Source organism: Streptomyces sp. HSG2 (assembly GCF_016598575.1).
Taxonomy (GTDB): Bacteria; Actinomycetota; Actinomycetes; order Streptomycetales; family Streptomycetaceae; genus Streptomyces.
On record NZ_CP066801.1, the window covers coordinates 904,613 to 930,102 of the forward strand.

The following is a 25,490-nucleotide window of genomic DNA, read 5'->3' on the forward strand; positions in this document are numbered from 1 at the left end:
GGGTCCGCCAAGCCATGCACATTGCCGAGGGCTTCCTGCCCCCGGCGCACGCGATCGCCTGGGGCGTCGCGTCCGCGCCGTTCGTCGTCCACGGAGTCAGGACACTCACCCGCGAGGTCAGGGAGCATCCGGAGAGCACACTGCTCCTCGGCGCCTCCGGGGCCTTCACGTTCGTCCTGTCCGCTCTGAAGCTCCCCTCGGTGACGGGGAGTTGTTCGCACCCGACCGGCACCGGTCTGGGTGCGATCCTGTTCCGGCCGCCGATCATGGCGGTCCTGGGCACCATCACCCTGCTGTTCCAGGCGCTTCTCCTGGCCCACGGCGGGTTGACCACGCTCGGTGCCAACGTCTTCTCCCTCGCGATCGTCGGTCCCTGGGCCGGCTACGCCGTCTATCGAGCGTTGCGCCGCCTCGACGTGCCGCTCATGGTGACCGTGTTCTGCGGCGCCTTCGTCGCCGACCTGTCGACGTACTGCGTCACCTCGGCGCAACTGGCCCTCGCCTTCCCCGACCCGGGCAGCGGCTTCCTCGGCGCGCTCGGCAAGTTCGGGTCGATCTTCGCCGTCACCCAGCTCCCGCTGGCGGTCAGCGAGGGGCTCCTCACCGTGTTGGTCGTGCGCCTGCTCGTCCGCTCCAGCGCGGGAGAGCTGACGCGACTCGGCGTCCTGGTGAGCCGCGCGAACGGACGCGAGCGGGAGGCGGTTGCCCGATGAGGCGTGACACGAGGATCAACGCCCTGCTGCTGCTCGCGGTCGCCGCGCTCGCGGTGATCCCCTTGGTGTTCGGGCTCGGCGACCACAAGGAGGAGCCGTTCGCCGGCGCCGACGGCGAGGCGGAGACGGCGATCACCGAGATCGACCCGGGCTATGAGCCCTGGTTCTCCCCGCTGTACGAACCGCCCTCGGGCGAGATCGAGTCCGCGCTGTTCGCCCTGCAGGCGGCGCTGGGCGCGGGTGTCCTGGCCTACTACTTCGGGCTGCGCCGAGGAAGGCGGCAGGGGGCGGAGAGCGCGCTCCCGGGTCGGGGCTCGGCCGCGGGGGACTGAGTGCTGCCGATCGACGCGGCGGCGCACGCCAGTCGCTGGCGTCACCGCCACCCCCTCGACAAGGCGATCCTGGGGCTGGGTCTGACCGCGTTGGCGATCTCGCTGCCGCCCTGGCCCGGTGCGGCCCTGGTGCTGGTGACGGCCGTGGTCGTGTTGCTCGGCCCGGCGGGCGTGCCGGCCCGGGCGCTGTGGCGGGCCTGGCGGGTGCCGCTGGGCTTCTGCCTGACCGGCGCGCTGCCGCTGCTGGTCCGGGTGGGCGGGGCGGACGGGTTCGTCTCCTGGGCCGACGGCGGACCGGCGCGCGCCGGGGGCCTGCTGCTGCGCTCGTCGGCGGCGTCCCTCGGGGTGTTGCTGGTGGCGTTCACCACGCCGATGTCGGATCTGCTGCCGCGGCTGGTGCGGGCGGGGGTGCCGGCCCCCGTGGTGGATGTGGCCTTGGTGACGTATCGGATGAGCTTCCTGCTGTGGGACGCGGTACGCCGGGTGCGGCAGGCCCAGGCCGCTCGGCTGGGTCACACCTCGCGGGCGGCGGTCTGGCGTTCGTTGGGCGGGCTGGGGGCCACGGCGTTCGTGCGGTCGTTCGACCGGGCGGCGCGGCTCCAGGCCGGTCTCGCCGGGCGGGGGTACGACGGCACGCTGCGTGTGCTGGTTCCGCGGGCCCGCGTGTCCGTCCGGTTCGCCGCCGCCAGCGGTCTGCTGCTCGCCGGGCTCACCGTGCTCACCCTGGTACTGGAAGGAAGTTCTTCTTGAACGGCTCCGCCCTGATCGCCCTTCGGGGCGTCTCCTTCGCCTACGAGGACGGGCCGAAGGTCCTGAGCGACCTGGACTTCGAGGTGGTCCAGGGGCGGGCCCTGGCTCTGCTGGGCCGCAACGGCAGCGGCAAGACCACCCTGATGCGGCTGCTCAGCGGCGGTCTGCGACCTCGCTCCGGTCGGCTGAGCGTGGCCGGCGAGACCGTGCGGTACGACCGAGCCGGGTTGACCCGGTTGCGCACGGCCGTGCAGCTGGTCGTCCAGGATCCGGACGACCAGCTGTTCGCCGCCTCCGTGGCGCAGGACGTGTCGTTCGGCCCGCTCAACCTCGGCCTGCCGGACGCCGAGGTGCGGTCGCGGGTGTCCGACGCTCTGGCGGCTCTGGACATCGCGACGCTGGCGGACCGGCCCACGCACCTGCTCTCCTACGGGCAGCGCAAGCGGGCCGCCATCGCCGGCGCCGTCGCGATGCGCCCCCGGGTGCTCATCCTGGACGAGCCCACCGCCGGGCTCGACCCGGACGGCCAGGAGCGGTTGCTGGCGACCCTGGACGCGCTGCGCGCCGGCGGCGCCACCGTCGTGCTGGCCACCCACGATGTCGATCTCGCCCTGCGTTGGGCCGAGGAAGCCGCCGTGCTCACCCCGTCCGGCGTCCGCTCCGGCCCGACCGACGCCCTCCTGGGCGACCCCGACCTGTTGCGTCGGGCCGGACTGCGTCTGCCCTGGGGGGTCGCGGTGGCCCGGCTGCTCCGAGCGCGGGCCGCGCCGGGCGACCCACCGTCGGCGCCGCGCACGGCGGAGGAACTGGCCGACTTCGTCGACGGGCACCGCCGGGCGGAAGGCCGCCCGGCCTGATCCGCCCGCCGGGTCCCGTCGGGCGCGCGGCGGACCCGGCGCCGGAGCGACGAGTCCCACGACCGGGAAGGCCACGTCGGGTCCCGTCGGGGGAGAACTCCGCATGAGGCCCCGCGCGGTGGCGCGATCCGGACACCAGGTGTCCTCTTTCCCGCCTAGCGTCCGTCACATGAACAACGACGCGTCATCCCGCCCCTCCCTCCGCTACGCGGCCGTCACGTTCGACTGCCCGGACCCCGTCGAGCTGTCCCGCTTCTACGCCGAGGTCCTCAAACTGCCCGTTCTGTACTCCACCGACGACTTCGTCCTGCTGGGCGAAGAGGGTTCGGCCGGTCTCGGCTTCAACCGGCTGGCCGACTACCGGCGCCCGACCTGGCCCGACCCGTCCCAGGAGAAGCAGGCCCATCTCGAACTGGGGGTCGACGACCTGGACGAGGCCCAGACCTGGCTGCTGGATCGCGGGGCGGTGGCGCCCGCGACCCAGCCCGAACCCGACCGGTGGCGGGTGCTGCTGGACCCCGCCGGCCACCCCTTCTGCGTCACCACGCTGGCCTGAGCACGACCGAGCGACACCGGTCCACCCGGCCACCTCACCGGGACGGCCGCGTGGACCGGCGGCAATTGAGGTTGAATCTGCAACAAATGTCCGATGAACGGACCCCCCACCCCGGATAACGGTCCGATTGCGATCCCGGGTGTTCTCGCAGTTCACGGACCGTGATGTGATCCGCATCACTAAAACATTCGTGAACCCCGTGGTAGAACTGCGCAACTCCGCAGGTGGCACACCCCTCGCCACTTCGCGGAGTGTCGGCACACCAGTCGACTGCACGACCAGGGTGATCACGGTCCGAGTCCGCGGACCAGACCGCCCGGGGTCGCCGAACGGACGACGGCGTTCGCTCTCAGACCGCATACACCGCCGACGCAGACGCCCCCCCCCCGGCGTCGGTCCCGCGCATCGAGGTTGCCACTGTGTCACTCGACTCCTTCACCAACTCCGTGGACGAAGCCGTCAGCGGATTCTTCGAGCCCATCGCCACCTGGCTCGTCGAAAAGGTCTTCTACGCCGTGCCCGTCGGAGGCACGGAGTTTCCGCTCATCGTCGGCTGGCTGGTGATCGCGGGGCTCGTCTTCACCGGCTGGTTCGGCTTCCTCCAGTTGCGCAAGTTCCGGCTCGCCGTCGACGTGGTGCGCGGCAAGTACGACGAGAAGGGCGCGTCCGGGGAGGTCAACCACTTCCAGGCGCTCACGGCGGCCGTCTCCGGCACGGTCGGGCTCGGCAACATCGCCGGTGTCGCCGTCGCCGTCTCGATCGGTGGCGCGGGCGCCACGTTCTGGATGATCCTCTGCGGCCTGCTCGGCATGGCCACCAAGTTCGTCGAGGTGACCCTCGGTGTGAAGTACCGCGAGGTCCACGCCGACGGCACCGTCTCCGGCGGCCCCATGCACTACCTGCCCAAGGGCCTGACGGAACGCTTCGGCAAGAACGGCAAGACCCTGGGCAAGATCCTCGCCGTGCTCGCGGCGGCGATGGTCCTCTTCTTCGGTCTCTTCGGCGGCAACCTCTTCCAGGTCAACCAGTCCTACGCCCAGCTGGTCTCCGTCACCGGCGGCACGGACGGGGCCTTGGGCTCCTCGGCGGGCGCGCTCTTCTTCGGCATCCTCGTCGCCGCCCTGGTCGGCATCGTGCTCCTCGGCGGAATCCGCTCGATCGCCACCGTCACCAGCAGGCTGATTCCGAGCATGGCCGCGATCTACATCGCCGCCTGCCTGGTCGTGATCCTGGTCAACGTCACCGCGGTCCCCAGCGCCATCTCCACGATCATCGAGGGGGCCTTCAACCCGCAGGGCGTCGCCGGCGGTGTGCTCGGCGCCCTGATCATCGGTTTCAAGCGGGCCGCCTTCTCCAACGAGGCGGGGCTCGGCTCCGCGCCGATCGCTCACTCCGCGGTCAAGACCAAGCACCCCGCCAGCGAGGGTCTCGTGGCCCTGCTGGAGCCGTTCATCGACACGGTCGTCATCTGCACCATGACGGCGCTGACCATCGTCATCGCCAACCCGGCGAGCTGGGGCGAGGCGCGTGCCGGCGAGGCCATCGGCGGTGTCACGATCACCTCCGACGCCTTCGCGACGGTCATGCCGTGGTTCCCGTACATCCTCACCCTCGCGGTGCTGCTCTTCGCCATCTCCACCGTGCTGACCTGGGGCTACTACGGGCTGAAGGCCTGGACGTACCTGTTCGGCCGCAGCAAGGCCAGCGAGATCACCTACAAGGTCGTGTACACCCTGTTCGCGGTCGCCGGCTCCCTGCTCACCCTCCAGACGCTGATCGACCTCGCCGACGCGGTGCTGTTCATGCTCGCGGTCATCAACATCATCGGCCTCTACCTGCTGGCGCCGGTGGTCAAGCGCGAGCTGAACACGTTCCTTGAGTACATCCGCACCCGCCAGGCCGGCGGAAGCGGCGACCAGGGAGAGGAAGAGGAACCCACCAAGACCACGGTCTGACCGGCCCCCCTCCCCCCACGGCCTCGACGGCCCGCTCCCCCGAACCGGGTGCGAGCGGGCCGTCGGCGTTCCGGAGACCGCCCGTGACCCGGGGCGCCGGGGACACCGGGCGGCGGTGACCTCGATTGCCGGAGTCCGGCAGTGTTGACTAAGGTCTGCGTGCCGGTCGACTCGACGCACCGGCGGTGGTCGAGCGGCGGACACCGGGAGGGACGAACCCATGGGGCGGGAAGTGCCCGAACGCTACCTGGCCGGCTACGCCCACATCCTCGCCGAAGTCGCGGACACCGGCCGCCGATTGACTCGGGACGAGATCGCCTCCCGGCGGGTACTCGGCGAGCAGGCGGCCGAGGCGGGATACGGCCTGCGGAGCCTGGTGAGCGCCCATCTGACCGCCACCCGTCACGCCTGGCCGGGCACGCCGGGATCGGCCGATCGCGCCCTGGCCGCCGTCCAACAGGCCGTGGACGCCTTCGCCGAGGGCTACGAGCGCGCCCAGCTGATCGCGGTGCGTCAGGAGGAGGCGGCGCGCCGCGAGTTCATCGACGACCTGCTCTACGGCCGCTCCGACCTCGGGCGGTTGGCCGAGCGCGCGGAACGCTTCGGGCTTCGGCTCTCACAGGAGCACGCGGTCGCCGTCGCCCAGGGACCCGCCGCCTACGACGAGGGACACGCCGTGCCACGCCGGGTGGAGCAGGCGCTGATCGCCCGCTTCGGCAACCGCAGCATCCTGCTCACCACCAAGGACGGCCGGCTGCTGTGCGTCGCCCCCGGACATCAGGACGAGATCCTCGCCCACTTCGCCAAGCAGGCACACGCGGCCACCGACGGCGGTCGGGTGGCCATCGGCCGCCCCCAGTCCGGCCCCGGCGGCGTGGTGCACAGCTACGAGGAGGCACTCAACGCGCTGGAACTGGCCGAGCGCCTGGAACTGGACGACCCGGTCCTGCGCGCCGCCGACCTCCTGGTGTATCCGGTGCTGACGCGTGATCGGCAGGCCATGTCGGATCTCGTCGTGAACACCCTCGGTCCCCTGACCGGGGCCCGCGGTGGCGCCCGGCCGCTGTTGCAGACGCTCACCGCGTACTTCGGGTCGGGCTGCGTTGCCGCCGAGGCGGCCCGTCGGATGTCGCTGAGCGTCCGCGCGCTGACCTACCGGCTGGAGCGCATACACCGGTTGACGGGTGCGAACCCGGCGGACCCGGCGCACCGCTACAAGCTCCAGACGGCGGTCATCGGCGCAAGGCTGCTGGACTGGCCCGCCCAGGAGCTCTGACCCCGCTCGGCGTCAGACGGGGCGCAACTCGGCGGCGCCGAAGGAGACGTCGAAGCGGTCGCACCAGATGCTCACGCTCGTGTAGGCGGACGGGTCGACGCCCTCCGGGACCGGGTAGTTCTGGCTGCCCTTGTTGCCCTTGAGACCGCCCAGGTCGACGTGGGCGCCGTCGTCGAAGACGTGCCATCCGTCCCGTCCCTCAAGGACCGGGGCGTCGGTCAGCCAGACACGCAGGTCGGGGCCGTTGCTGGTGTCCAGGCCCTCCAGGCGCACCACATGACCGCCGTCCGCGAGCCGGACCAGCGTGACGGCTCCGGTGGTGGGGTGCTCGTGGTCGACGAGCTCGCCGCCGGCCAGCGTCCGAGGTCCGGCGGGCGTCTCGGCGCCCTCGGCCTCCGACCGCCCGTCGTCCGCCCCCGATTCCCCCGGGGCGGCGTCGGCGGACGGGCTCGTGGTGACCACCACACCCGGCAGCGCCTCGTCGACGGTCTCGTCCTGCCACAGCTTCCAGGGCTGGAACCAGTACAGCCCCACCCCGGCCGCGACCACCGCCGCCACGAGAAACCCGGTGATCCACGGCCTGCCCCGGATCGCGCCCATGTCTGTCATCCCGCCTCGTCTCCCAGGAACCCGTCGCCACCCCATTCAACGCCATGGGCGAGCGCCGCGGACCCCGAAAGAGATGACGGAACCCTTACGCGGCCGAGGACGCCCGTGAATCATTCCGCGCTCGGCGGGTACGCGGGCGGAGCCCCGACACCGCTACGGGACGGAGGTCCCCCATGACCGCACGACCAGACGGCGCTCCGTACACCACGAACAACGCGGGCGTCCCGGTGGAGTCCGACGAGCACTCGCTCACCGTCGGGCCGGACGGCCCGATCCTGCTGCAGGACCACTACCTGATCGAGAAGATGGCCCAGTTCAACCGGGAGCGGGTTCCGGAGCGGGTGGTGCACGCCAAGGGAAGCGGCGCCTACGGGTTCTTCGAGGTCACGGCCGACGTGAGCCAGTACACCAAGGCCGATCTCTTCCAGCCGGGCAGGCGGACCCCGATGCTGGCCCGGTTCTCGACGGTGGCCGGTGAGCAGGGCTCTCCCGACACCTGGCGGGACCCTCGCGGTTTCGCCATGAAGTTCTACACCGAGCACGGCAACTACGACCTGGTCGGGAACAACACACCGATCTTCTTCGTGCGGGACACGATGAAGTTCCAGGACTTCATCCGCTCGCAGAAGCGCCACCCGGTGACCGGCCTGCGCAGCCACGACATGCAGTGGGACTTCTGGACGCTCTCCCCCGAGTCCGCGCACCAGGTCACCTGGCTGATGGGAGATCGCGGCATCCCCCGGTCCTACCGCCACATGAACGGCTACGGGTCGCACACCTACCTGTGGATCAACGGCGGGGGCGAGCGCTTCTGGGTCAAGTACCACTTCAAGACCGACCAGGGCATCGAGTTCCTCACCCAGGGGGAGGCCGACGAACTGGCCGGATCGGACCCGGACGCGCACCGACGCGACCTGTTCGAGGCCATCGCCTCGGGGAACGCCCCGAGCTGGACGCTGAAGGTCCAGATCATGCCGTTCGCGGAGGCCGCGGACTACCGCTTCAACCCGTTCGACCTGACCAAGGTGTGGCCGCACGGTGACTATCCGCTGATCGAGGTGGGACGGATGGTCCTCGACCGCAATCCCGAGGACTACTTCACGCACATCGAGCAGTCCGCCTTCGAGCCGTCCAACATGGTGCCCGGCATCGGTCCCTCGCCGGACAAGATGCTGCTGGGGCGGCTGTTCTCCTACCCGGACACGCACCGGTACCGGATCGGCCCGAACTACGCCCAGCTCCCGCCGAACCGCCCGCACGCGCCGGTGGACTCCTACGCCAAGGACGGCCCGATGCGGTACGAGCCCTCCCGGGCGGCCATGCCCTACGCCCCGAACTCCTACGGCGGCCCCGCCGCCGACTTCGACCGCTTCGGCACCCCGGTGAGCTGGCACACCGCCGGCGAGATGGTCCGCGAGGCGTACCGGAAGCACGCCGAGGACGACGACTTCGGTCAGGCGGGCACCATGGTGCGCGAGGTCATGGACGACGCCGCCCGGGACCGCCTGGTGGCCAACGCGAGCGGACACCTCCTCAAGGGCGTCTCGCGGCCGGTGCTGGACCGGGCCCTGGAGTACTGGCGCGCCGTCGACCGGACGGTCGGCGACCGGATCGCCGCCGAGGTCGAGGGCGGCTGACCCGCCGCTGTTCCGGGGGCGGCGGCGCGCCCGGCGACGACGCGGCGCCGCCCGTCTCGCGTCCGGCTAGGCCCCCGACGCCTCCGCCCTGACGCGGTCGAACTGTGCGCCCATGGCCTCCGCGAGTGCCTGGGCCGCCGAGAGCGGGCGGACCATGACCGTGAAGTCGTCGATCTTCCCGTCCTCGTCGAAGTGAAGGAAGTCGCATCCTTGGATCCGCTTGTCGCCGACCCTGGCGGTGAAGACCAGGGCGTGATCGCGACCGGCGGGGTCGGCGATCTCGCGGACGTAGGTGAAGTCCTCGAAGACCCTCCACACGCCCCGCAGGATGGCGGCGGTGATCGCCTTGCCCGGGTAGGGCCGGAACCCCACCGGGCTGGTGAAGACGACGTTCTCGGACAGCATCGCCTCGACGGCGGCGGCGTCGCCCTTCTCGACCGCGGTGCGGAACGGATGCATCGGATCACCCTCCTCGATTACTCAACAAAGTGAATAGGTGCCGTGGAGCGTACGCCGCGCGGGGGGTTCCCACCAGGGGTCCGGCCGGACACGCGCCGGGCGTCCGGCTTGTCCGCCGGTCGGTGGAGGTGTCAGGGTGATCGAATGCCCCTGCGACACGCCGTGATGGCCGCTCTCCTGGAAGGCGAGGCCTCCGGCTACGACCTCGCCAAGGGCTTCGACGCCACCGTTTCCAACTTCTGGACGGCCACGCCCCAGCAGCTCTACCGGGAGCTCGACCGCATGGAGCGCGAGGGGCTGGTGCGCGCCCGCGTCGTGCGCCAGCTGCGGCGCCCGGACAAGCGGCTGTTCTCCCTGACCGAATCCGGTCGTCGGGCGGTGCGCGAGCACCTCGCGGAGCCTCTGGACCGCCCCGGCGCCATCCGGGACGGCCTGCTGGTGAAGGTGCAGAGCTGTGACGCCGGCGACCTCGACGCGGTGCGGGCGGACATCGAGGCGCGCATGCGGTGGTCGCGCGCCAAACTCGACCACTACGCCCGACTGCGCGAGGGGCTCCTGGAGGGGCGCGACGAGGCGGAGCACCTGGCCCACGCCGAACGGGTCGGACCCTACCTGACCCTGCTCAGAGGCATCGCCTTCGAGGAGGGGAACCTCGACTGGGGAGCGATGGCGCTGCGGGTCCTGGAGGCCCGCGCGAGCCGTTGAGCCGCTCGGGCGCCCCCGCAGCGCGCGCGAGCGGGCGGCCCCAAAACCGCTTGCCCGCACAGACGGGACGCCCCTAGCGTTCGCGGCATGGAGACGAAGCCCGCCATTCGGCGGTACGAGACGTCCGACGAGGCGGCGGTGGTGGACCTGTGGTCGCGCGCCGCGAAGCTGGCGCACCCGTTCCTCGTGGGCGAGGGCGAGGGCGAGCGCGCGCGCAAGTTGCGGGAGGTCTACCTCCCGATGGCCGAGAACTGGGTGGCGGACGACGCGGGGACCGTGGTCGGTCTCCTCGGTCTGCTGGGCGACGAGGTCGGGGGGCTGTTCGTCGACCCGGTGTACCAGGGGCGGGGCGTGGGCCGCATGTTGATCGAACACGCCGCGACGCTGCGTGGCGGGTTGCGGCTGGAGGTCTTCGAGGCCAACGAACGGGCCCGGGGCTTCTACCGACTCATGGGCTTCGAGGACCACGAGACCCGGGTGGACGAGGAGAGCGGCCACCCGTTGGTCACCATGGTCCGTCCGGCTCCCTGACGGAGCCGCCCCGGTCGGCGCGCACCGAGCGCCGGCGGGCGCGGGGTGCGCCGGGGGGGTACCCCGGCGCGGGCGCGCTCGCCTCCGGTCAGTCCCGACCGAGCCAGAGGTCGGAGCCGAACACCTCGTAGTGGATCTCGCGTGCCGGCAGGCCGAGACCGAGCAGGTCTCCGCGCACCGCTCGCATGAAGGGCAGCGGCCCGCAGAGGTAGGCGGTCGTGCGGGGCGGCAGGTTCACCTTGGTGATGTCCGCCCTGCCTCGGGCGGCCCCCGGGACGCTCGGGTCGGGCTCCTCGTACCACAGGTGCAGGGAGGCGGCGGGGAGGGTGTCCACGAGGCGACGCAGTTCGTCGAGGTGCACGTGGTCCGCCGGGGCCCGGTCGGCGTGCACCACGACCACCGGACGCTCCGGCTGTTCAGCGGCGAGGTGGTGGAGCATGGACAGCATCGGGGTGTTGCCGATCCCGGCCGAGGCCAGCAGCAGCGGGCCGTCGCCCTCGGGCAACACCAGGTCGCCGAAGGGCAGGGAGACGTCGAGTACGTCACCGGGGCGGACGTGGGCGTGCAGCCGGCTGGAGACCTCGCCCTCCGGCCCGTCACCGCCGCGCACCCGCTTGACGCTGATGCGCATCCGGCGCTCGTCCGGGCCCCCGGAGATGCTGTACTGGCGTATCTGGCGCGCGCCGTCGGGCAGTTCGGTCCGCACGCTGACGTATTGTCCGGGCCTGAAGACCACCCTGCCCTCGGGGTCGGCGGGGCGCAGGACGAGCGAGACGACGTCCGGTGTCTCCTCGGTCCGCGCGTCGACCGTCATCCGTCGCCAGATCTCGCCGTCCAGGACCCCCGCCCCCTGGTAGAGCCTGCTCTCGACGGCGATGAGGGCGCCCGCCATGAGCCAGTAGACCTCGTCCCAGGCCGCCGCCACCTCGGGTGTGACGGCGTCGCCGAGCACCTCGCCGATGGCGCCCAGCAGGTGCCGCTGCACGAGCGGGTACTGGTCGGAGGTGACGCCCAGCGAGGCGTGCCGGTGGGCGATGCGCCGGAGCATCGCGTCGGGGCGCGCGTCGGGGCGCTCCACGAGCAGCCGGGCGAAGGAGATGACGGAGCCGGCCAGAGCCCGCCGCTGTTCCCCGTTGGCCTGACTGGCGCGGTTGAACAGGTCGCGGAGCAGTTCGGGGTGATCCTCGAAGAGCCTGGTGTAGAACAGTTCCGCGATGTCGCCGATGACGGGCTCGACCGCCGGCAGCGTGGCGCGGATGACCGGAGTGGACCGCTCTGAGAGCACGACAGCTCCTAAATCGGTAGATGATCTTCGTGTTTTTTCGTGCGGAGACCCATACCCGACCTTCATGCCCGGGCGACTCAGACGGGAGGTCTCGGGCTCAGCCCGACGAGCACGGGGCCCGTCGGCGGACCGACCAGGTCCGCGACGGTGAGCGGATCGAGGGTGGCGTAGAAGGCTTCCTGCGCCTGGCGCAGCGCACCGCGCAGCCGACAGGCCCCCCGCAGCGGACAGGGCGGCTCACCCTCGCAGGCCACCACCTCGCCCTCCCCTTCCAACTCCCTGACCAGCCAGCCGACCGAAGCCCTCCGCCCAAGCCCGGTGAGCACCAACCCTCCGCCCCGCCCGCGCCGCGCCTCCAGCACCCCGAGGTGCTGAAGGCGGGTGACGGCCTTGGCCATGTGCGTGGCGGGCACACCCACGGCCTCCGCCACCTCCTGGGTGGTCGAGGGACCTTCCTGCTCGGAGACCGCCAGGCGCATCACGGCACGGAGCGCCAGGTCGGTGAACTTCGTCAACCGCACACCGGCAACCTAGCAAATACGCATCATGGATACCTATTAGTGGCCCCGGAGCGCCCTGTGTCCTCGGTCACGGCGAACCGTCTCCCCCCGGGCCGGCGGATCCCGGCCGCGAACACGCGCCCGCCCGCGCGCCCGTGAGGCCGGCCGACCCGGACCGGCCTCACCCGGGTCAGGCGCGGCGCAGCCGCACCACGGGGATGTCCCGTTCCGTGGTGCGCTGATACTCCGCGTAGTCCGGATAGACCTCCAGCAGGTGCGGCCAGACCCGGGCCTTCTCCTCGGGCGACAGGGTCTCGGCGCGGGCCTCGAACCTCTCCGTCCCCACCCTCACGTGGACGTCGGGATGCTCCATCATGCTGAGGTACCAGGCGGGATGGTGGGTGTGTCCGCCCTTCGAGGCGACGATCAGGTAGTCCTCGCCGTCCCGTCCGTAGATGAGGACGGTGCGGTGCCACGCCCCGCTCTTGCGCCCCTCGTAGTCCAGCAGCAGACAGGGAGCCCCTCGCGCCTCGGTGGCCTCGGTGCCTCCCGACTCCTCGTAGCGCCGGGCCTGTTGCGCGACCCAGTCCAAGGCACTCATGCGCACGTCGTTCGGATCATAGGAAACCATGATCTACATGGTATGGCCCTCGGAGAGGGACCGCTCCGTCCCACGCCGCCCGGGCCGATACGGGTGGGGCGCGGTGGCCGGAATCATGCGGTGTGGTCGAGGTCGAGCGCCGGACGGCCGAGGCTCACGGATCGGCCCTCTCCACCGGACGGCCGCCACCGGCCGCCGCTCGCTCGGCGACGTCCGTCACGACCGACCCGTCCGCCAGGGGACGGGCCGCGTAGGTGATGCGCACGACACCGTCGTCGTGGCGCGCGGTCGAGGCGCGAACGCCGAAGACATCGGCGAGCAGTCCGGGGGTCAGGACGTCGAGAACGGGTCCGGCCGCCGCCACGGCCCCCTCCCGAAGGACGACCAACTGATCGCAGAGGCGGGCGGCCAGATCCAGGTCGTGCAGCACGGCGAGCGTGGTCACGCCGGTGGCCCGGACCAGGTCGAGCAACTCGAAGCGTGCCCGAATGTCCAGATGATTGGTCAGCTCGTCCAACACCAGAACCCGGGGCCGCTGCGCCAGAGCACGGGCCAACAGGACCCGCTGCCGTTCCCCGCCGGAGAGCGAGGCGTAGGGCCTCCCGGCGAACGGCCCGACGCCACATCGGTCGATGGCCCCCCGGACGACCTCCCGGTCCTCCGGGCCGTCGCGGCCGAGCAACCCGTGGTGGGGCGTCCGGCCGAGGGCCACGATCTCCGCCGCGGTCAGCCCCGCGGTGTTCCCCCCGGCATCCTGGAGGACGGCCGCCGTGCGGCGGGCCGCGCCCCGCGGGGACAGGTCCCACACGTCGTCGCCGCCGACCCGCACCGCCCCGCACCGGGGCCGCAGGGAGCGGTACACCGTGCGCAACAGGGTCGATTTCCCGGAGCCGTTGGGGCCGACGAGGCCGACGATGTCCCCCTCCTCGGCCCGCAGACTCACCTCGCGCAGGATCGGATGGTCGTCCAGGGTGACGTGGATCCGGTCGACGATCAGTCTCATGGTTCAGTCCAGGCCCTTGTTGCGGCGGAGCAGCCAGAGGAAGAAGGGGGCGCCGAGCAGGGCCGTGAGGACACCCAGCGGCAGTTCGTTCGGACGGTTCAGAGTGCGGGACAGCAGGTCGACCAGGACCAGGTAGAGCGCTCCGAGCAGGGCCGTCAGAGGCAGCAGCCGGCGATGGTCGGCGCCCATGGTCAGCCGCACCAGGTGAGGGATCATCAGCCCGACGAAGCCGATCCCGCCCGCGACGGCGACGCAGGCACCGGTCAGCAGCGCGCTGAGGACCAGCAGCGCCGCGCGCAGGCGGTTCACGTCGACGCCCAGCGCCGTCGCGGACTCGTCGCCGGCGAGCAGGACGTTCAGACGACGCCCGAACAGGGCGAGCAGCGTGGTGGTCAGCAGGACCACCGCCGCCACCGTGGGGATACGAGCCCAGTCGGCGCCGGCCACGCTGCCCAGCATCCAGAACATGATCGTGCGCAACTCGGTCGGCGTCGCCAGAAGCTGGACGTAGCTGGTCGCCGAGAGGAAGACATAGCCGACCGCCACGCCCGCCAGGACCAGCCGGACCGGCGCCATCCGCCCCCCACGCCGTCCCAGGGCGAAGACGAGCGCGCCGGCGAGGACGGCACCCAGGAAGGCCGCGGCCGACACCCCGACCCCGGCGAGTACGGCGCCGCCGCCCAGGGTGATGACCAGAGCCGCGCCGAGTGTCGCCCCGTAGGAGAAGCCCAAGACGGTCGGGTCGGCCAGCGGATTGGACACGACCGTCTGGAGGACGGCCCCGGCCACCGCCAGACCGGCGCCCACGAGCGCCGCCAACACCACGCGCGGGGTCCGGAACTCCCAGACGATCTGGTCCAGCGCCGGGTCGGTGGGCAGCGCTCCCCCACCGGTGACGTGGTGCCGGACGACCGCCCACACGTCGCCGACGGGTATGTCCACCGCGCCGATGCCGATCGCCGCGATCATCGTGACGACCAGGGACGCGGGCAGCAGGGTGAACGCCAGCGGGACGGCGATCCGCCTCAGAACGCGTCCGGGTGAAGCGTCTTCGCGATCTCCTCGACCGCCAGGGCGTTGCTCGGGCCGAGGTAGATCGAGTCGGACAGGGTCAGGTAGGCGTCGTTCTCGGCTGCCGGCCACTGGGGGAACTCCTTGAGCAGCTTCTCGGCGTAGCCCGCCGGATCGGGGTCGTTGTAGCCGATCACCACGAGGGCGTCGACGTCGGTCGCGGCGACCTTCTCCTTGCTCAGGTCGGCGAAGGCGGTCTCGGAGGCGTCCTCGAAGGCGTTGACGGCGCCCGCCTTGTCGAGGATGTCGTTGTAGATGCCCTTGGCGGCGATCGAACTGAAGTCGTTCGTGCCCATCGACATGTTGGAGATCACCACCATGACCTTGGGACGCTCCTCGCCCGCCACCTTCTCCGCGACCGCGGCGATCTCGCGTTTCGAATCGGCGATCAACTCCTCGGCCTTGTCGCCGACGTCGAAGACCCGGCCCAGGTCACGGAGCAGCCGGTAGCTGTCCTCGATGGTCATCGCGGTGGTGTCCTGATCGCAACCCCGCGGGGAGACGTACGTCGCGGCCCCGGCCTCCCGAAGCTGGTCGCGCGTGGCGAAGCCGTTCCGCCCGTCGAACCCGTACGCCGTGGTCGAGAGCACCAGATCGGGGCGCAGGGAGATCATCGCCTCGCGAGGGATGTCGAAGGCGTCGTTGAGCTCGATTCCCCCGTCCGGCAGTTCGTCGATGGCCTTCGCGCGGCCCGGCACCTCGGACATGCCGTAGGTCTGCTGATTGGCGACGATCCGGTCGCCCAGACCCAGGGCGAGAAGGGTCGACACCTCCGCGACCGTGGCCCCGTTCATGACCACGACGCGTTCCGGCGCCTGATCGAAGGTCAATTCCTGGCCGCAGTTCTCCAGGGTGACCGGATACCCGGCCCCGGCGGATCCGGACGCGCCGGGGGCCGCCTCGGCGTCGTCCGAGTCCGGCGAGGCTCCTCCGCCGCAGGCGGCGGTCAGGAAGCAGAGTGCTGCGGCCGAGGCGGCCAGGAACGGCCGATGCGTCGACATGCGGGCTCCTTGGGTGAGGTGGGCCGGTGGCCCGAGGTGTACTGATGCAAGTGGTCGTGGCGCGTGCGCCACGAGTTCCCGCCCCCCGGCGGATTCCCGGCGTCATCGAGAGGCCGGACGCCGGGCGGCGGGCGGATCGATCGGGACGGGCAACAGCCCCCGGGTCACGCAGTGATCCAGGCAGCGGAAGAACGAGGCCCGGTCCAGGGGCGGACAGACGACGCCGGAGCCCCGCAGACCTTCGCGGACGTTGTCGGCGCGCACCTCGCCGAGACCCGGATCGGCCGGCGCGCCGAAGTCGTCGGACTCCAGGAAGGCGAGCGTGGTGGCCGCCACGTCGGCCGTGCGGGGCAGTTCCTCGCGCCAACGCGCCGGAGGCAGCCGCCGCACGCGGTAGCCGTACTCCCCCACCCATCCGTAGACGTCGGCGAGTCGCACGCGGGGCGGGGTGGCGTGGTGGAAGACGGGCCCCGCGACCTCGGCCGCCGGGTCCAGGCACAGCCGGGTCAGGGCCCGCGCGACGAAGTCCACCGGGGTCCACACCTCGTCCTCGAACAGGTCGGGGACGATCCCCGCCGGGATGCCCGCCCGCAGGACGCTCCACAGGAAGTCGTGCTCGTTCACGTATCCGGTGTCCACCGGTCCGACGACCCGGCCCAGACGGTGCACGGTGACCGGAAGGCCCCGTTCGGCGGCCTGCTCCAGCAGCCGCTCCGAGGCCCACTTCGAGCGCTGGTAGCCGAGGCGAAGCCCGTCGTGCTCGGGCAGGAACGCCTCCGGCACCTCGCCCGCCGCGTGACGCGGCGGCGCCACGGACAGCGTCGAGACGTAGTGCAGCGGCGTCGCGCGCGGCGCGGTCAGGCGCAGCAACTGCCGGGTGGACTCGGTGTTCACGGCGCGCAGGGTGGCGTAGTCGCGCATCACGCTGACGGTCGCGCCGTTGTGGAAGACCGCGTCGCAGGTCGCGGCGAGATCGGAGAGCGTCTCGGCGGGAAGCCCGAACCCCGAGCGCCCCAGGTCGGCGGGGAGCGCCCGGATACGGGCCGCCGTGCGCCGGTCGGGGGTGAGGCCGTGTCGGGCGAGCGCCGTACGCAGACGGGCCCGCGCCTCGGTCGCTCCCGGCGCGCGCACCGCGCAGACGACCTCGGCGCGGGTGTCGGCCAGCAGGCGGGCCAACAGGTGCGCGCCGACGAAGCCGGTCGCGCCGGTGAGGAGGATCCGTCGGGGTTCGGCCCGGTGGGGACGCGTACGGGGGTCGGTCCGGGCGCCCGGGCGGATGTCCGGCTCCAGGACCGTGTCGGCCGACAGCGGTGCGGGCCGTGCGACCGCGCGCGGTCCGGCCAACGCCCCGCGGGTGGTGCCCCGGCCGGGTCCCCCCGCCTCTCCCGGCGCGCCCTCCGGCCGCTGCCCGGAGGCGGACCCGCCGTCCGTGGCGGTCTCCGATGCGGTGTCGCTCAGGAAGGCCGCCAGAGAGGCGGCTGTGGGGTACCGGAAGAGCCAGGCGACCTTGACGTCCCGGCCCAGTTCCCCGCCGAGTCGGTTGGCCGCCTGGATGGCCTGAAGGGACTGGGCCCCGAGGTCGAACACGTCGGCGTCGAGGGCCGGCTCGCCGCGCCCGAGGACGCGCCCCCACACTCGGGTGATCGTCCGCTCCAGGTGGGTGCCGGCGCCGACGTCGTGGGCTGCGGGCTCGGCGACGGGCTCGGACAGGGCGGTCCGGTCGATCTTGCCGCCGGGGGTGCGCGGAAGCCGGTCCACCGATACGACGGTCGAGGGCACCAGAGCGGCGGGCAGTCGCGCCCGCAGGTGTGCCCGGATGTCCGTCGGCGGCGGTCCGGCAGGCTCGACCACGACGTGGGCGACCAGTCGGCGGGAGCCGTCCGGCAGGATCCGCCCCACGACGCCGGCCTCCCGAATCCGGGGATGGGCGACCAGCGCGGACTCCACCTCGGCCGGCTGCACGCGATGCCCGCTGATCTTGAACTCGGTGTCGGCGCGCCCCAGGTGGCGCAGCTGCCCGTCGGTGCCGATCCGGGCCAGGTCACCGGTGCGGTAGGCGCGGGGGGCGCCGGGCAGGGCGGTGAGCGGCGCGAATCTCGCCCCGTCGGGCACGGACGGACGGTAGCCGTCGGCGAGGGTCGGGCCCATCAGGTACAGCTCGCCGTCGATCACGGCGGCCCGGACGCCTGGCAGCGGGCGACCGATCGGGACGTCTCCGGGGGCGAGTTCGGGGTCGTGCAGGTCGGCGACGGTCGCGACCACGGTCGCCTCGGTCGGCCCGTAGGTGTTCAGCAGCCCGACCTCGGTGCCGACCGCCTCTCGCCAGCGCTCGACGCGTTCGGGCAGGGCGGCCTCGCCGCCGACGACGACGGTCCGCACACCGGCGGGCAGCCTCGCGACGCCGGTCGAGACGGCGTAGGCGACCTCGTGCCAGTAGGCGGTGGGCAGATCCAGCACGCTGATCCGCAGGCGGTCGCAGGCGGCGAGGAAGCCCGGCACGGATTCCGTCATGTCGTCGTCGCGGAGCACCAGCGTGGCGCCGGCGCAGAGGGTCGGGAAGATCTCCTCGACACTGGCGTCGAAGTGGAGGGGGGCGAACTGCAGGACACGGTCCTCGGACCGCAGCCCGTAGCGGTGGGTCGCCGCGGCGACGAAGTGCGCGAGCGCGTCGTGCCCGACGGCGACCCCCTTGGGCCGGCCGGTGGAGCCCGAGGTGTGCAGCAGGTAGGCGAGGCCGCCGGGCGAGGCGGGTGCCCGGGGCGGGCGGGCCGTGTCCAACGCGGCCTCGGGCACGAGCCGCCGGCCGGTGTACCGGTGCGTCAGGAGCACCGCGTGGTCGCCGAAGTCCGTGGCGTGGGCGTCGGTGGTCAGCACGAGCGCCGGGGCGACGTCGGTCAGCAGGCGGGCCGTGCGCTCGGCGGGCGCAGCCGGGTCGATCGGGCAGTAGGCGGCGCCGGCCAGCAGGACGCCGAGGAGGCAGACGACGGCCTCGGGGCCGCGTGGCAGGGCGATCGCCACCACGTCGCCCGGGGCGACACCGCACCCGGTCAGGCGCCCGGCGGTGTCCCGGGCGGCTTCGAAGAGCGCGGCGTAGGTGAGAGTTCCGCCCGCGTGCTCCAGCGCGACCGCGTCCCCTCGGCGCTCGGCCTGTTCGGCGACGAGGCCCGGCACCGGCCGGGCGGGGGTGGGGAGCGGACCGCCGTCCAGGACGGGCCCCACGTCGTGTTCCGGCCCTCCGCCGAGCGGGCGGTCCGGGTCGGTCAAGGCCTCCTCCACCAGGGCGAGCAGCCCTGCCAGGAAGGCGGCGGTCTCGTCGCCGGAGTACAGCTCAGGATGGGTGTCGACGGCGATCCGAAGGCCGGTGCCGTCGCCGCGGTCGTAGACGTTGACGGACAGGTCGTCCACGGGGCCGGCGGAGACGTTGTGCACGGTCCCGGGCAGTCCGGCGAAGCTCAGGTCGTAGGGGAAGGGCATGATGTTCACCCCGGGCCCGGAGAGCCTGCGCGACCCCCCCACCGACCGCAGGTCCCGACGGAGTCGTTCGTACCGGTAGCGCTGGTGCGGGAGGGCGCCCCGCAGTTCGCGCGCGACCCGGTCCGTCAGCGGTCGCAGGCCGTCCCCGGGGCCTACCGGCACCCTGAGCGGCAGGATGTTGCGAACCATGGCGGGCACCCGCAGGGAGGCGGACCCCAGACGTCCCGACACCGGGAGGCTCAGGACGATCTCCGGGGCGCCGGTGAGACGGTGCAGCCGTGCGACGGTCACCGCGATCAGCACCTCGGACCAGGTCGCCGACAGTTCGCGGGCGACCCGGCGCAGGCGAGCGACGCCGGGCGGGTCGAGATCGGCCACCCGGCGGTGGAAGGTGCGGGCGGGCAGGGCCGTGCGGCCCGCCGGGGACGCCACGGCGGGGCGGTCGGCGTAGCGCGTCGCCCAGTAGGCCCGGTCCCGGGCCTGGCGGGCGGAGCCGAGGTAGTCGCGTTCCTCGGCGAGCACGGACTCGACCGTGCCGAAGCCGCTCTTCGGCGGTGCGTCCCCCGCCACGAGAGCGGTGTACACCTCGGCGACGCGCCGGGCCACGAGGGAGAGGCCGAAGCCGTCCAGGGCGATGTGGTGGACGCGGTGATACCAGAGGAACTCCTCGGGCCCGGTGCGCAGCAGGGCGTGGCCGAACAGCGGGCCGCGGGAGAGGTCGACGGGGCGGGCGAGGTCTCGTTCCATCCAGGCCAGCGCCGCGGCTCGGGGGTCGGGCTCCCCGGTCAGGTCCGCCCTGTGGGTGCGCCAGTCGCCGGTCGGGGTGGGTATCCGCCAAGGGCGCCCGGCGTCGTCGGTCGCGAAGGTCACGTGCAGGGCCTCGACCTCGGCGACGGTCAAGTGGAGCGCCCGGTCGAGGGCGTCCGCGTCGAGCGGGCCGGCGACGCGGACGTACTCGGCGGTGTTGTAGGCGGGGCTCCCGGGGTCGAGGTGATGGCCGGCCCACACACCCTCCTGGGCGGCCAGCAGGGGACGGCGCTCAGGACTCGGCACGGCCCGCTCCCCCGCCTTCCTCGCACAGCAACCGCCACCAGTCGCCGAAGGTGGCGCACTCGGCGAGTTGGAGATAGGTCACCCGCGCGCCGCCGTTCCGCCAGCGTTCCAGCAGCGTCGCGATCCGCAGGGAGTCCAGTCCCGCGTCCAACGGGCTCTGCGAGAGGTCGACCTCGTCGGGCTCCAGGAACAGGCACTCCGCCAGGTCCGCGCGGAAGGCCTCCGGAGTGAGCGGTGGGTGCCCGGGTCCCTCTGGCGTCGAGGGCCCGGAAGGGGGCGTTTCGGGCAGGGGTGGTTCAGGCATGGGGGCTCTCTCTCGGATGGCAGTGGCGGACGGGCGGCGCGTGGCGCGGCCGGTCAGTTGACCTTGCGCTCGGTGTCGGTCCAGAAGCGGTCGCGCAGCTCGCGGCGGAGGATCTTGCCGCTGGGGTTGCGGGGTACGGCGTCGACGAAGTCGTACCGGGAGGGCCGCTTGAAGCTCGCCAGCCGCGGCACGAGGAAGGTGTGGAGTTCCCGGGCGGTTGGCGGTCGCTGCGGGTCGGGGACGACGAAGGCGTGCGCGTACTCCCCCCAGCGCTCGTCCGGGGCGCCGACCACGACCGCCTCGACGACGCCCGGGTGGGTTTCCAGGACGTTCTCGATCTCGGCGGGGTAGACGTTCTCGCCGGCGACGATGACGGTGTCCTTGACGCGGTCCAGGATGAACACGTGGCCGTCCTCGTCGAGACGGCCGGCGTCGCCGGTGTGGATCCAGCCGTCGACTAGGGTCTCGGCGGTCTTGTCGGGCAGCCCCCAGTACTCCACCATCCGGGCGGGCGTGTGCAGGCAGACCTCGCCGACCGCGCCCGTGGGGAGCCGGTGCCCTCGCTCGTCGACGACCTTGACCCGTACCCCCGGGTAGGGGCGGCCGGCGGCCCGCATGAGCCGGCCACCCGGGACGTGGGCGGCGGGCGGCAGGCAGACGGCGGTGTTGCCGGTCTCGGTCAGACCGTAGATCTGGGCGAACTCGCAGTCGAAGACGGCGAGGCTCTCCTCCAACAGCGCCTCGGAGATCGGCGAGCCCCCGTAGACGACCTTGCGCAGGCCGACGAAGTCCGCCTGGGTGACACCGGGTTCCGCGAGCATCATGCGGAGCATGGCGGGAACCACGCAGGCGGTGGTGACTCCCAGGTCGCGGACGAGGTCGACGGCGCCGGCGGCCGTGAAGGAGGGCATGGCGACGACGGTCGTGCCGGCGGCGAGGTTCTGGGTGGCCCACCACAAACCCCCGACGTGGAAGCCGGGGATGCCGACGAGGGCGACGTCTCCCGGCCGCCAGTCGATCCAGTCCAGCCCCTCGCTCGCCAGGGCGTCCCGGATCGCGAAGAAGCTGCGGTGGGCGAGGACGACGCCCTTGGGCAGACCGGTGGTCCCGCTGGTGTAGAGCTGGGCCACGGGGGTGTCGGGCCCGGGCTCGAAGCCCGGGTCGTCCTCGCCGTGCCCGTCGCGCCAGGCCGGGATGTCGCCGACCCGCACGACGGTCGCGGCGAAGCCCGCGGCCGCGTCCTCGACGAGCGGGGCGCGCTCGTCGTCCAGGAACAGCAACCGGGTCCCGGAGTCGCGGAGGATGTGCCCGACCTCGGGCGCGGTCAGCCGCCAGTTGACGGGCACCAGCACGGCCCCGGTCTTGGCGCAGGCCAGGAGGGCCTCGTAGTAGTACTCGGACTCCTTGGCCAGGTAGGCCACGCGGTCACCTTCCGCGATCCCCTCGGCCCGAAGGGCGTGGGCCAGGCGGTTGCCTCGCCGATGCAGTTCGGCGTGGGTGACGGTGCGTCCCTCGCAGATCACGGCGGCGACGTCCGCGGCGTGCCGGGCGTGGAGGCGGGCGGTGTGGACGAGTGTCCGCGGACCGGTGTGCTGGGACCCGGGGGCGCGGGTCGACGGCCTTCCTTCCGACTCCACGGGCGATCTCCCTTCGGGGTTGGGGGCGTTGGGGTCTCGGGTCAGGCGATGTTGACGAAGGCGAGGGTGGCCTCGCCGTCGCTCCGGCCGCCGTGCGCGTCCCGGTAGCGAAAGGCGGTCCGGGCGTGGAGGAAGGGGCCGCCGGTCCCTGAAGCGCGCCGGGTGACGGAGCGGAACTCCATCTCGCCGGTGAAGGACCGCGGATCGATGGGCCGGCGGAAGCCGGCCGTGAAGCGGGCGATGAGGATGTCCGGGAGCTGGTGGCGCCAGAAGTCGTCGAGGGTCCACTCCTCGAAGCCGGTCAGGAGTCGCTCCTTCACGGACTTGGCCACCAGGTAGTACATCATCTGGTTGTAGGCGATGTTGATCTCGACCGAGTTCAGGTGGCCGGTGTCGTCGATGTAGCAGGACTCGCCGATCGCGAAGGCGCAGCGGGCCGAGGACAGTCCGTCGGCGGCGGTGACCTCGGCGGACTTGAGGTACTCGCAGTGCGGCTTGTAGGGCGCCAGAACCCGGGCCAGCAGCTCCTCGTCGGTGGGATGGACGCGCCCGGGCGAGCCGTCCGCGCGGTCGGCGGTGGCGGACGGCGGGTTCACGCGGCGTCCATCCCCTCGTACAGCGGGTGTTCGTCGTGGACGGTGACCCGGTGGGAGACGGTCGGCTCGGGCGCGGTGGTGTGGCGGGCCCGGTGCACGAGACTGCGGTTGTCCCAGACGAGGAGGTCGCCGCGCTCGAAGCCCTGGAGGTGGATCGCCTCGTGCCCGAAGGTGTGGTCGAGTTGCCCGGTGGCCTCGAAGAGGCGCCGGAGCAGGGCTTCGTCCAACGGCTCCCCCCGCGCGTCCTCGATGCCGACGGTGAAGCCCTCGCTCACGTACAGGACGGTCTCGCCGGTCATCGGGTGCGTGAAGGTGGTGGGTCGCACGACCGGCGGGGTCCGCTCCTCGATCTCGTCGATGATCTCGGAGATCGGTCGGTAGACGTCGTGCGGACGGATCTTGAAGTACTTGCGCACCGAGTGCCGGCAACGGGTCCCGGCGATCTCCCGCTTGAGCCCCTCCGGCAGCCGCTCGTAGGCCCTGCCCATGTCGATGAAGTACGTGCCGCGGTCCTTCTCCGGAACGACCTGCGGATGGATCAGGGTGATGCCGAAGGGGTCGGGCATGAACTGGTAGTCGGCGTGCCAGAACTTGCCGGTCTTCGGGACGCCCACCTGCCTGCCGTTCTCGGGGACGTTGGAGGAGACGAAGACCTCCGGGACCTCGGGGTGCCGGTACATCGGTTCGTAGTAGGTCTCCGGGCGGCCCAGGCGCCGGCCCAGTTCGAGGAACTCGCGGGGGGAGAGGCGCTGCCCCCTCACTATGGCGATCTTCTTGGTGTAGACCGCTCGCTTCAGCTCGCGGATGTCGGCGTCGGTGGCCGTGGCGGCGTCGAGGCCCTCCACGATCGCGCCGAGCGCGGCGTCGGGTTGGTCCTTGATGTGCATGACTTCCGGTCCTTCGAGAGATCGTGGAGGGTCGGACGAGGGTGCGGTGCCGGGCGAGCCGGGTGGCGCGGCGGGGCCGCAGTGGACGGACGGGGCGGGGGTGGGCGGAGGGGCGCGCCGGGCGACGGCGGTCACGACGTCGCGACCCGGGTGGCGGCGCGCCTCGGTGCGAGAGCGAGGAGCACCCCGCCGCACAGGACCGCCGCCGCGGCGAAGACGGCGGCGCGTATCCCGTCCAGTCGGGCGGAGTCCGGCGGCCCGTGGTCGAAGCCGCCGGCCAGGGCGACGAGGAGGGCGAGTCCGACAGCCCCGCCGACTTGGAGGGTGGTCGACGCCATGCCGGAGGCGACCCCCTGGTCCGCCGCCGGCACCCCGGAGGCGGCGACGATCCACATGCCGGTCCAGACGGCTCCCTGGCCCAGTCCCAGCAGGACGATCCCGGGGAGCAGCCGGGTGTACGGGCCGTCGGCGGTCAGAGCCGACGCGAGGGCCGCCGCACCGACTGCGCCGGCGAGCATGCCGCCGGCGAGTACGCGCCGGACGCCGATCCGGGCGACGGCCCGTTCGCCGGCGTGGGTGCCGAGGGCGGTCACCAGGGCAGGGACGAGGAAGGCCAGTCCCGTCGCGAACGCGCTGTACTCACGGACGTCACGGAAGTACAGCGTCATGAAGTAGGGAAGCGTGCTGAAGCCGGCGCTGTAGAGCGCGGTGAGCGCCATCGCGGCGATCAGACGACGGTGGGCGAGGAGTCGGCCGGGCACCAGCGGGTCCCGGGAGCGGATCTCGACCACGGCGAAGGCGGTCAGCAGGACGATCGACAGCGCCCCGCAGACCAGCGCGGACGGACTGCCCCACCCGGCCTGGGGGGCGTGCGCCAGCCAGAACACCAGGAGCGAGACCCCACCGGTGGCGGCGAGCGCGCCGGCGAGGTCGAACCGGCGGGTCTTCGCGCGGGGGCCGTCGGGCGGGAAGAGCCGGGAGCCCGCCCAGGCCAGGGCCACCCCCATGGGCACGTTGACGAAGAACACCGACGGCCACCCGAAGGACTGGACCAGGACGCCGCCGAGGAGCGATCCGAAGCAGAGGCCGCCGGCCCCGGCGGCGCCCCACACCGCCAGGGCGCGGTTCCGCGCGGGCCCCTCCTCGTAGATCGTGTTGATCAGGGCGAGGGTCGCGGGGAACAGCAGTGATCCGCCGACCCCCTGGACGGCCCGCACGGCGACCAGTACACCGGCCGATTCGGTGAGTCCGCCGACCAGGGAGGACCCCGCGTACACGAGCGCGGCGGCGACGAAGGTCCGACGGCGGCCCAACAGGTCGGCGGCCCGGCCGCCCAGCAGCAGGAACCCACCCGTCGTCACCACGTAGGCGCTGACCACCCACTGGAGGTGGTGGGGCGCGAACCCGAGGTCGGAGCCGATGTCCGGCAGGGCGACGTACACGATGTTGTAGTCGAGGGCGATGACCAACTGCGCCAGCGCCAGAACGAGGAGCGGAAGTCGCGCTCGCACCGGTCGGCATCCTCCTTCACAGCACGCACGAAACAGGGCAGAACAATTCGAGGCGACCGTGCGAGGGTCGGCGAATTTCGGTCACGATAACACCCCCGAGTGGCCTTGAAAAGAAGGCCGAATCGTCTCGCGGAAGCATCGGGGTATTTCTGGGCAGCGCGAAATTCCGGCAGTCTCGCGCCTGCCG

General features: G+C 72.3%; 24 protein-coding genes. 10 read left to right on the forward strand and 14 right to left on the reverse strand.

All coding sequences use genetic code 11. The features are described 5' to 3' along the window. The first annotated feature begins 14 nt into the window (after window positions 1-14). The 7 genes from JEK78_RS03455 (at window position 15) to JEK78_RS03485 (ending at window position 6,439) form a co-directional block, all read left to right on the forward strand. Window positions 15-713 carry an energy-coupling factor ABC transporter permease gene (locus JEK78_RS03455; RefSeq protein WP_200263974.1) on the forward strand — a complete coding sequence of 233 codons (699 nt, stop codon included), beginning with the start codon at window positions 15-17 and terminating at the stop codon, window positions 711-713. Next, a complete protein-coding gene (locus JEK78_RS03460; protein WP_200262625.1) occupies window positions 710-1,045 on the forward strand; it encodes an energy-coupling factor ABC transporter substrate-binding protein in 336 nt (111 codons plus the stop codon). Before JEK78_RS03455 ends, JEK78_RS03460 begins: the two co-directional genes overlap by 4 nt. Next, window positions 1,046-1,795, forward strand: coding sequence for a cobalt ECF transporter T component CbiQ (gene cbiQ / locus JEK78_RS03465; protein ID WP_200262626.1), 750 nt, complete (start codon window positions 1,046-1,048; stop codon window positions 1,793-1,795). Continuing rightward, window positions 1,792-2,652, forward strand: a complete 861-nt coding sequence (locus JEK78_RS03470; protein ID WP_200262627.1) for an ATP-binding cassette domain-containing protein — start codon at window positions 1,792-1,794, stop codon at window positions 2,650-2,652. The genes cbiQ and JEK78_RS03470 overlap by 4 nt, the downstream gene beginning before the upstream one ends. A gap of 169 nt (window positions 2,653-2,821) precedes the next feature. Next, entirely contained in the window at window positions 2,822-3,208 is a 387-nt protein-coding gene (locus tag JEK78_RS03475) for a VOC family protein (protein WP_200262628.1), read from the forward strand. Between the two features lie 419 nt (window positions 3,209-3,627). Next, a complete protein-coding gene (locus JEK78_RS03480; RefSeq protein ID WP_200262629.1) occupies window positions 3,628-5,163 on the forward strand; it encodes an alanine/glycine:cation symporter family protein in 1,536 nt (511 codons plus the stop codon). A 220-nt stretch (window positions 5,164-5,383) separates the two neighbouring features. Further along, complete coding sequence (locus JEK78_RS03485) at window positions 5,384-6,439, forward strand: helix-turn-helix domain-containing protein (RefSeq protein ID WP_200262630.1); 1,056 nt, start codon at window positions 5,384-5,386, stop codon at window positions 6,437-6,439. A 12-nt stretch (window positions 6,440-6,451) separates the two neighbouring features. Here JEK78_RS03485 and JEK78_RS03490 read toward each other — a convergent pair whose 3' ends face one another. Next, window positions 6,452-7,039 carry a DM13 domain-containing protein gene (locus JEK78_RS03490; protein ID WP_200263975.1) on the reverse strand — a complete coding sequence of 196 codons (588 nt, stop codon included), beginning with the start codon at window positions 7,037-7,039 and terminating at the stop codon, window positions 6,452-6,454. Window positions 7,040-7,221: 182 nt separating this feature from the next. Between JEK78_RS03490 and JEK78_RS03495 the strand changes: the two genes are divergently transcribed. Further along, entirely contained in the window at window positions 7,222-8,685 is a 1,464-nt protein-coding gene (locus tag JEK78_RS03495; protein WP_200262631.1) for a catalase, read from the forward strand. A 66-nt stretch (window positions 8,686-8,751) separates the two neighbouring features. Here the strand turns inward: JEK78_RS03495 and JEK78_RS03500 are convergent, their stop codons facing one another. Next, window positions 8,752-9,144, reverse strand: a complete 393-nt coding sequence (locus JEK78_RS03500; RefSeq protein ID WP_200262632.1) for a nuclear transport factor 2 family protein — start codon at window positions 9,142-9,144, stop codon at window positions 8,752-8,754. A 144-nt stretch (window positions 9,145-9,288) separates the two neighbouring features. Between JEK78_RS03500 and JEK78_RS03505 the strand changes: the two genes are divergently transcribed. Continuing rightward, on the forward strand, window positions 9,289-9,849 hold the full coding sequence (locus JEK78_RS03505) for a PadR family transcriptional regulator (protein WP_200262633.1): 561 nt from the start codon (window positions 9,289-9,291) through the stop codon (window positions 9,847-9,849). Window positions 9,850-9,936: 87 nt separating this feature from the next. Continuing rightward, a complete protein-coding gene (locus tag JEK78_RS03510; protein WP_200262634.1) occupies window positions 9,937-10,380 on the forward strand; it encodes a GNAT family N-acetyltransferase in 444 nt (147 codons plus the stop codon). An 88-nt stretch (window positions 10,381-10,468) separates the two neighbouring features. On the opposite strand, the gene JEK78_RS03515 is transcribed toward JEK78_RS03510, so the two are convergent. The 12 genes from JEK78_RS03515 to JEK78_RS03570 all read right to left on the reverse strand — a co-directional run bounded on the left by JEK78_RS03515 (window position 10,469) and on the right by JEK78_RS03570 (window position 25,303). Beyond that, window positions 10,469-11,665: a globin domain-containing protein gene (locus JEK78_RS03515; RefSeq protein ID WP_200262635.1), complete on the reverse strand. Its 1,197-nt coding sequence runs from the start codon at window positions 11,663-11,665 to the stop codon at window positions 10,469-10,471. Between the two features lie 77 nt (window positions 11,666-11,742). Then, a complete protein-coding gene (locus tag JEK78_RS03520) occupies window positions 11,743-12,186 on the reverse strand; it encodes an Rrf2 family transcriptional regulator (protein ID WP_200262636.1) in 444 nt (147 codons plus the stop codon). Between the two features lie 169 nt (window positions 12,187-12,355). After that, window positions 12,356-12,796 (reverse strand): nitroreductase family deazaflavin-dependent oxidoreductase, encoded by a 441-nt coding sequence (locus JEK78_RS03525; protein ID WP_200262637.1) that lies wholly within the window; start codon window positions 12,794-12,796, stop codon window positions 12,356-12,358. A 124-nt stretch (window positions 12,797-12,920) separates the two neighbouring features. Further along, window positions 12,921-13,769 carry an ABC transporter ATP-binding protein gene (locus JEK78_RS03530; protein WP_200262638.1) on the reverse strand — a complete coding sequence of 283 codons (849 nt, stop codon included), beginning with the start codon at window positions 13,767-13,769 and terminating at the stop codon, window positions 12,921-12,923. A gap of 3 nt (window positions 13,770-13,772) precedes the next feature. Then, window positions 13,773-14,738, reverse strand: coding sequence for an iron ABC transporter permease (locus JEK78_RS03535; protein ID WP_200262639.1), 966 nt, complete (start codon window positions 14,736-14,738; stop codon window positions 13,773-13,775). Window positions 14,739-14,794: 56 nt separating this feature from the next. After that, window positions 14,795-15,841, reverse strand: coding sequence for an ABC transporter substrate-binding protein (locus tag JEK78_RS03540; RefSeq protein ID WP_200262640.1), 1,047 nt, complete (start codon window positions 15,839-15,841; stop codon window positions 14,795-14,797). Between the two features lie 102 nt (window positions 15,842-15,943). Continuing rightward, window positions 15,944-20,368: a non-ribosomal peptide synthetase gene (locus JEK78_RS03545; RefSeq protein WP_200262641.1), complete on the reverse strand. Its 4,425-nt coding sequence runs from the start codon at window positions 20,366-20,368 to the stop codon at window positions 15,944-15,946. Continuing rightward, window positions 20,355-20,672 carry a phosphopantetheine attachment domain protein gene (locus JEK78_RS03550; protein ID WP_242483253.1) on the reverse strand — a complete coding sequence of 106 codons (318 nt, stop codon included), beginning with the start codon at window positions 20,670-20,672 and terminating at the stop codon, window positions 20,355-20,357. Before JEK78_RS03550 ends, JEK78_RS03545 begins: the two co-directional genes overlap by 14 nt. A 53-nt stretch (window positions 20,673-20,725) precedes the next feature. Further along, window positions 20,726-22,309, reverse strand: coding sequence for a long-chain-fatty-acid--CoA ligase (locus tag JEK78_RS03555; RefSeq protein ID WP_200262642.1), 1,584 nt, complete (start codon window positions 22,307-22,309; stop codon window positions 20,726-20,728). Between the two features lie 41 nt (window positions 22,310-22,350). Next, window positions 22,351-22,905: an FcoT family thioesterase gene (locus JEK78_RS03560; RefSeq protein ID WP_200262643.1), complete on the reverse strand. Its 555-nt coding sequence runs from the start codon at window positions 22,903-22,905 to the stop codon at window positions 22,351-22,353. After that, a complete protein-coding gene (locus tag JEK78_RS03565; protein WP_200262644.1) occupies window positions 22,902-23,792 on the reverse strand; it encodes a TauD/TfdA family dioxygenase in 891 nt (296 codons plus the stop codon). The genes JEK78_RS03560 and JEK78_RS03565 overlap by 4 nt, the downstream gene beginning before the upstream one ends. A gap of 131 nt (window positions 23,793-23,923) precedes the next feature. Beyond that, window positions 23,924-25,303: an MFS transporter gene (locus JEK78_RS03570; RefSeq protein WP_200262645.1), complete on the reverse strand. Its 1,380-nt coding sequence runs from the start codon at window positions 25,301-25,303 to the stop codon at window positions 23,924-23,926. Window positions 25,304-25,490: the final 187 nt, after the last annotated feature.

Coding starts and splice junctions, on each gene's coding strand:
- JEK78_RS03460 (WP_200262625.1), top strand. CDS start 710: ATGAGGCGTGACACGAGGATCAACGCCCTGCTGCTGCTCGCGGTCGCC.
- JEK78_RS03500 (WP_200262632.1), bottom strand. CDS start 9,144: ATGCATCCGTTCCGCACCGCGGTCGAGAAGGGCGACGCCGCCGCCGTC.
- JEK78_RS03550 (WP_242483253.1), bottom strand. CDS start 20,672: ATGCCTGAACCACCCCTGCCCGAAACGCCCCCTTCCGGGCCCTCGACG.
- JEK78_RS03505 (WP_200262633.1), top strand. CDS start 9,289: ATGCCCCTGCGACACGCCGTGATGGCCGCTCTCCTGGAAGGCGAGGCC.
- JEK78_RS03485 (WP_200262630.1), top strand. CDS start 5,384: ATGGGGCGGGAAGTGCCCGAACGCTACCTGGCCGGCTACGCCCACATC.
- JEK78_RS03475 (WP_200262628.1), top strand. CDS start 2,822: ATGAACAACGACGCGTCATCCCGCCCCTCCCTCCGCTACGCGGCCGTC.
- JEK78_RS03495 (WP_200262631.1), top strand. CDS start 7,222: ATGACCGCACGACCAGACGGCGCTCCGTACACCACGAACAACGCGGGC.
- JEK78_RS03530 (WP_200262638.1), bottom strand. CDS start 13,769: ATGAGACTGATCGTCGACCGGATCCACGTCACCCTGGACGACCATCCG.
- JEK78_RS03455 (WP_200263974.1), top strand. CDS start 15: ATGCACATTGCCGAGGGCTTCCTGCCCCCGGCGCACGCGATCGCCTGG.
- JEK78_RS03510 (WP_200262634.1), top strand. CDS start 9,937: ATGGAGACGAAGCCCGCCATTCGGCGGTACGAGACGTCCGACGAGGCG.
- JEK78_RS03490 (WP_200263975.1), bottom strand. CDS start 7,039: ATGGGCGCGATCCGGGGCAGGCCGTGGATCACCGGGTTTCTCGTGGCG.
- JEK78_RS03540 (WP_200262640.1), bottom strand. CDS start 15,841: ATGTCGACGCATCGGCCGTTCCTGGCCGCCTCGGCCGCAGCACTCTGC.
- JEK78_RS03525 (WP_200262637.1), bottom strand. CDS start 12,796: ATGGTTTCCTATGATCCGAACGACGTGCGCATGAGTGCCTTGGACTGG.
- JEK78_RS03565 (WP_200262644.1), bottom strand. CDS start 23,792: ATGCACATCAAGGACCAACCCGACGCCGCGCTCGGCGCGATCGTGGAG.
- JEK78_RS03535 (WP_200262639.1), bottom strand. CDS start 14,738: ATGATCGCGGCGATCGGCATCGGCGCGGTGGACATACCCGTCGGCGAC.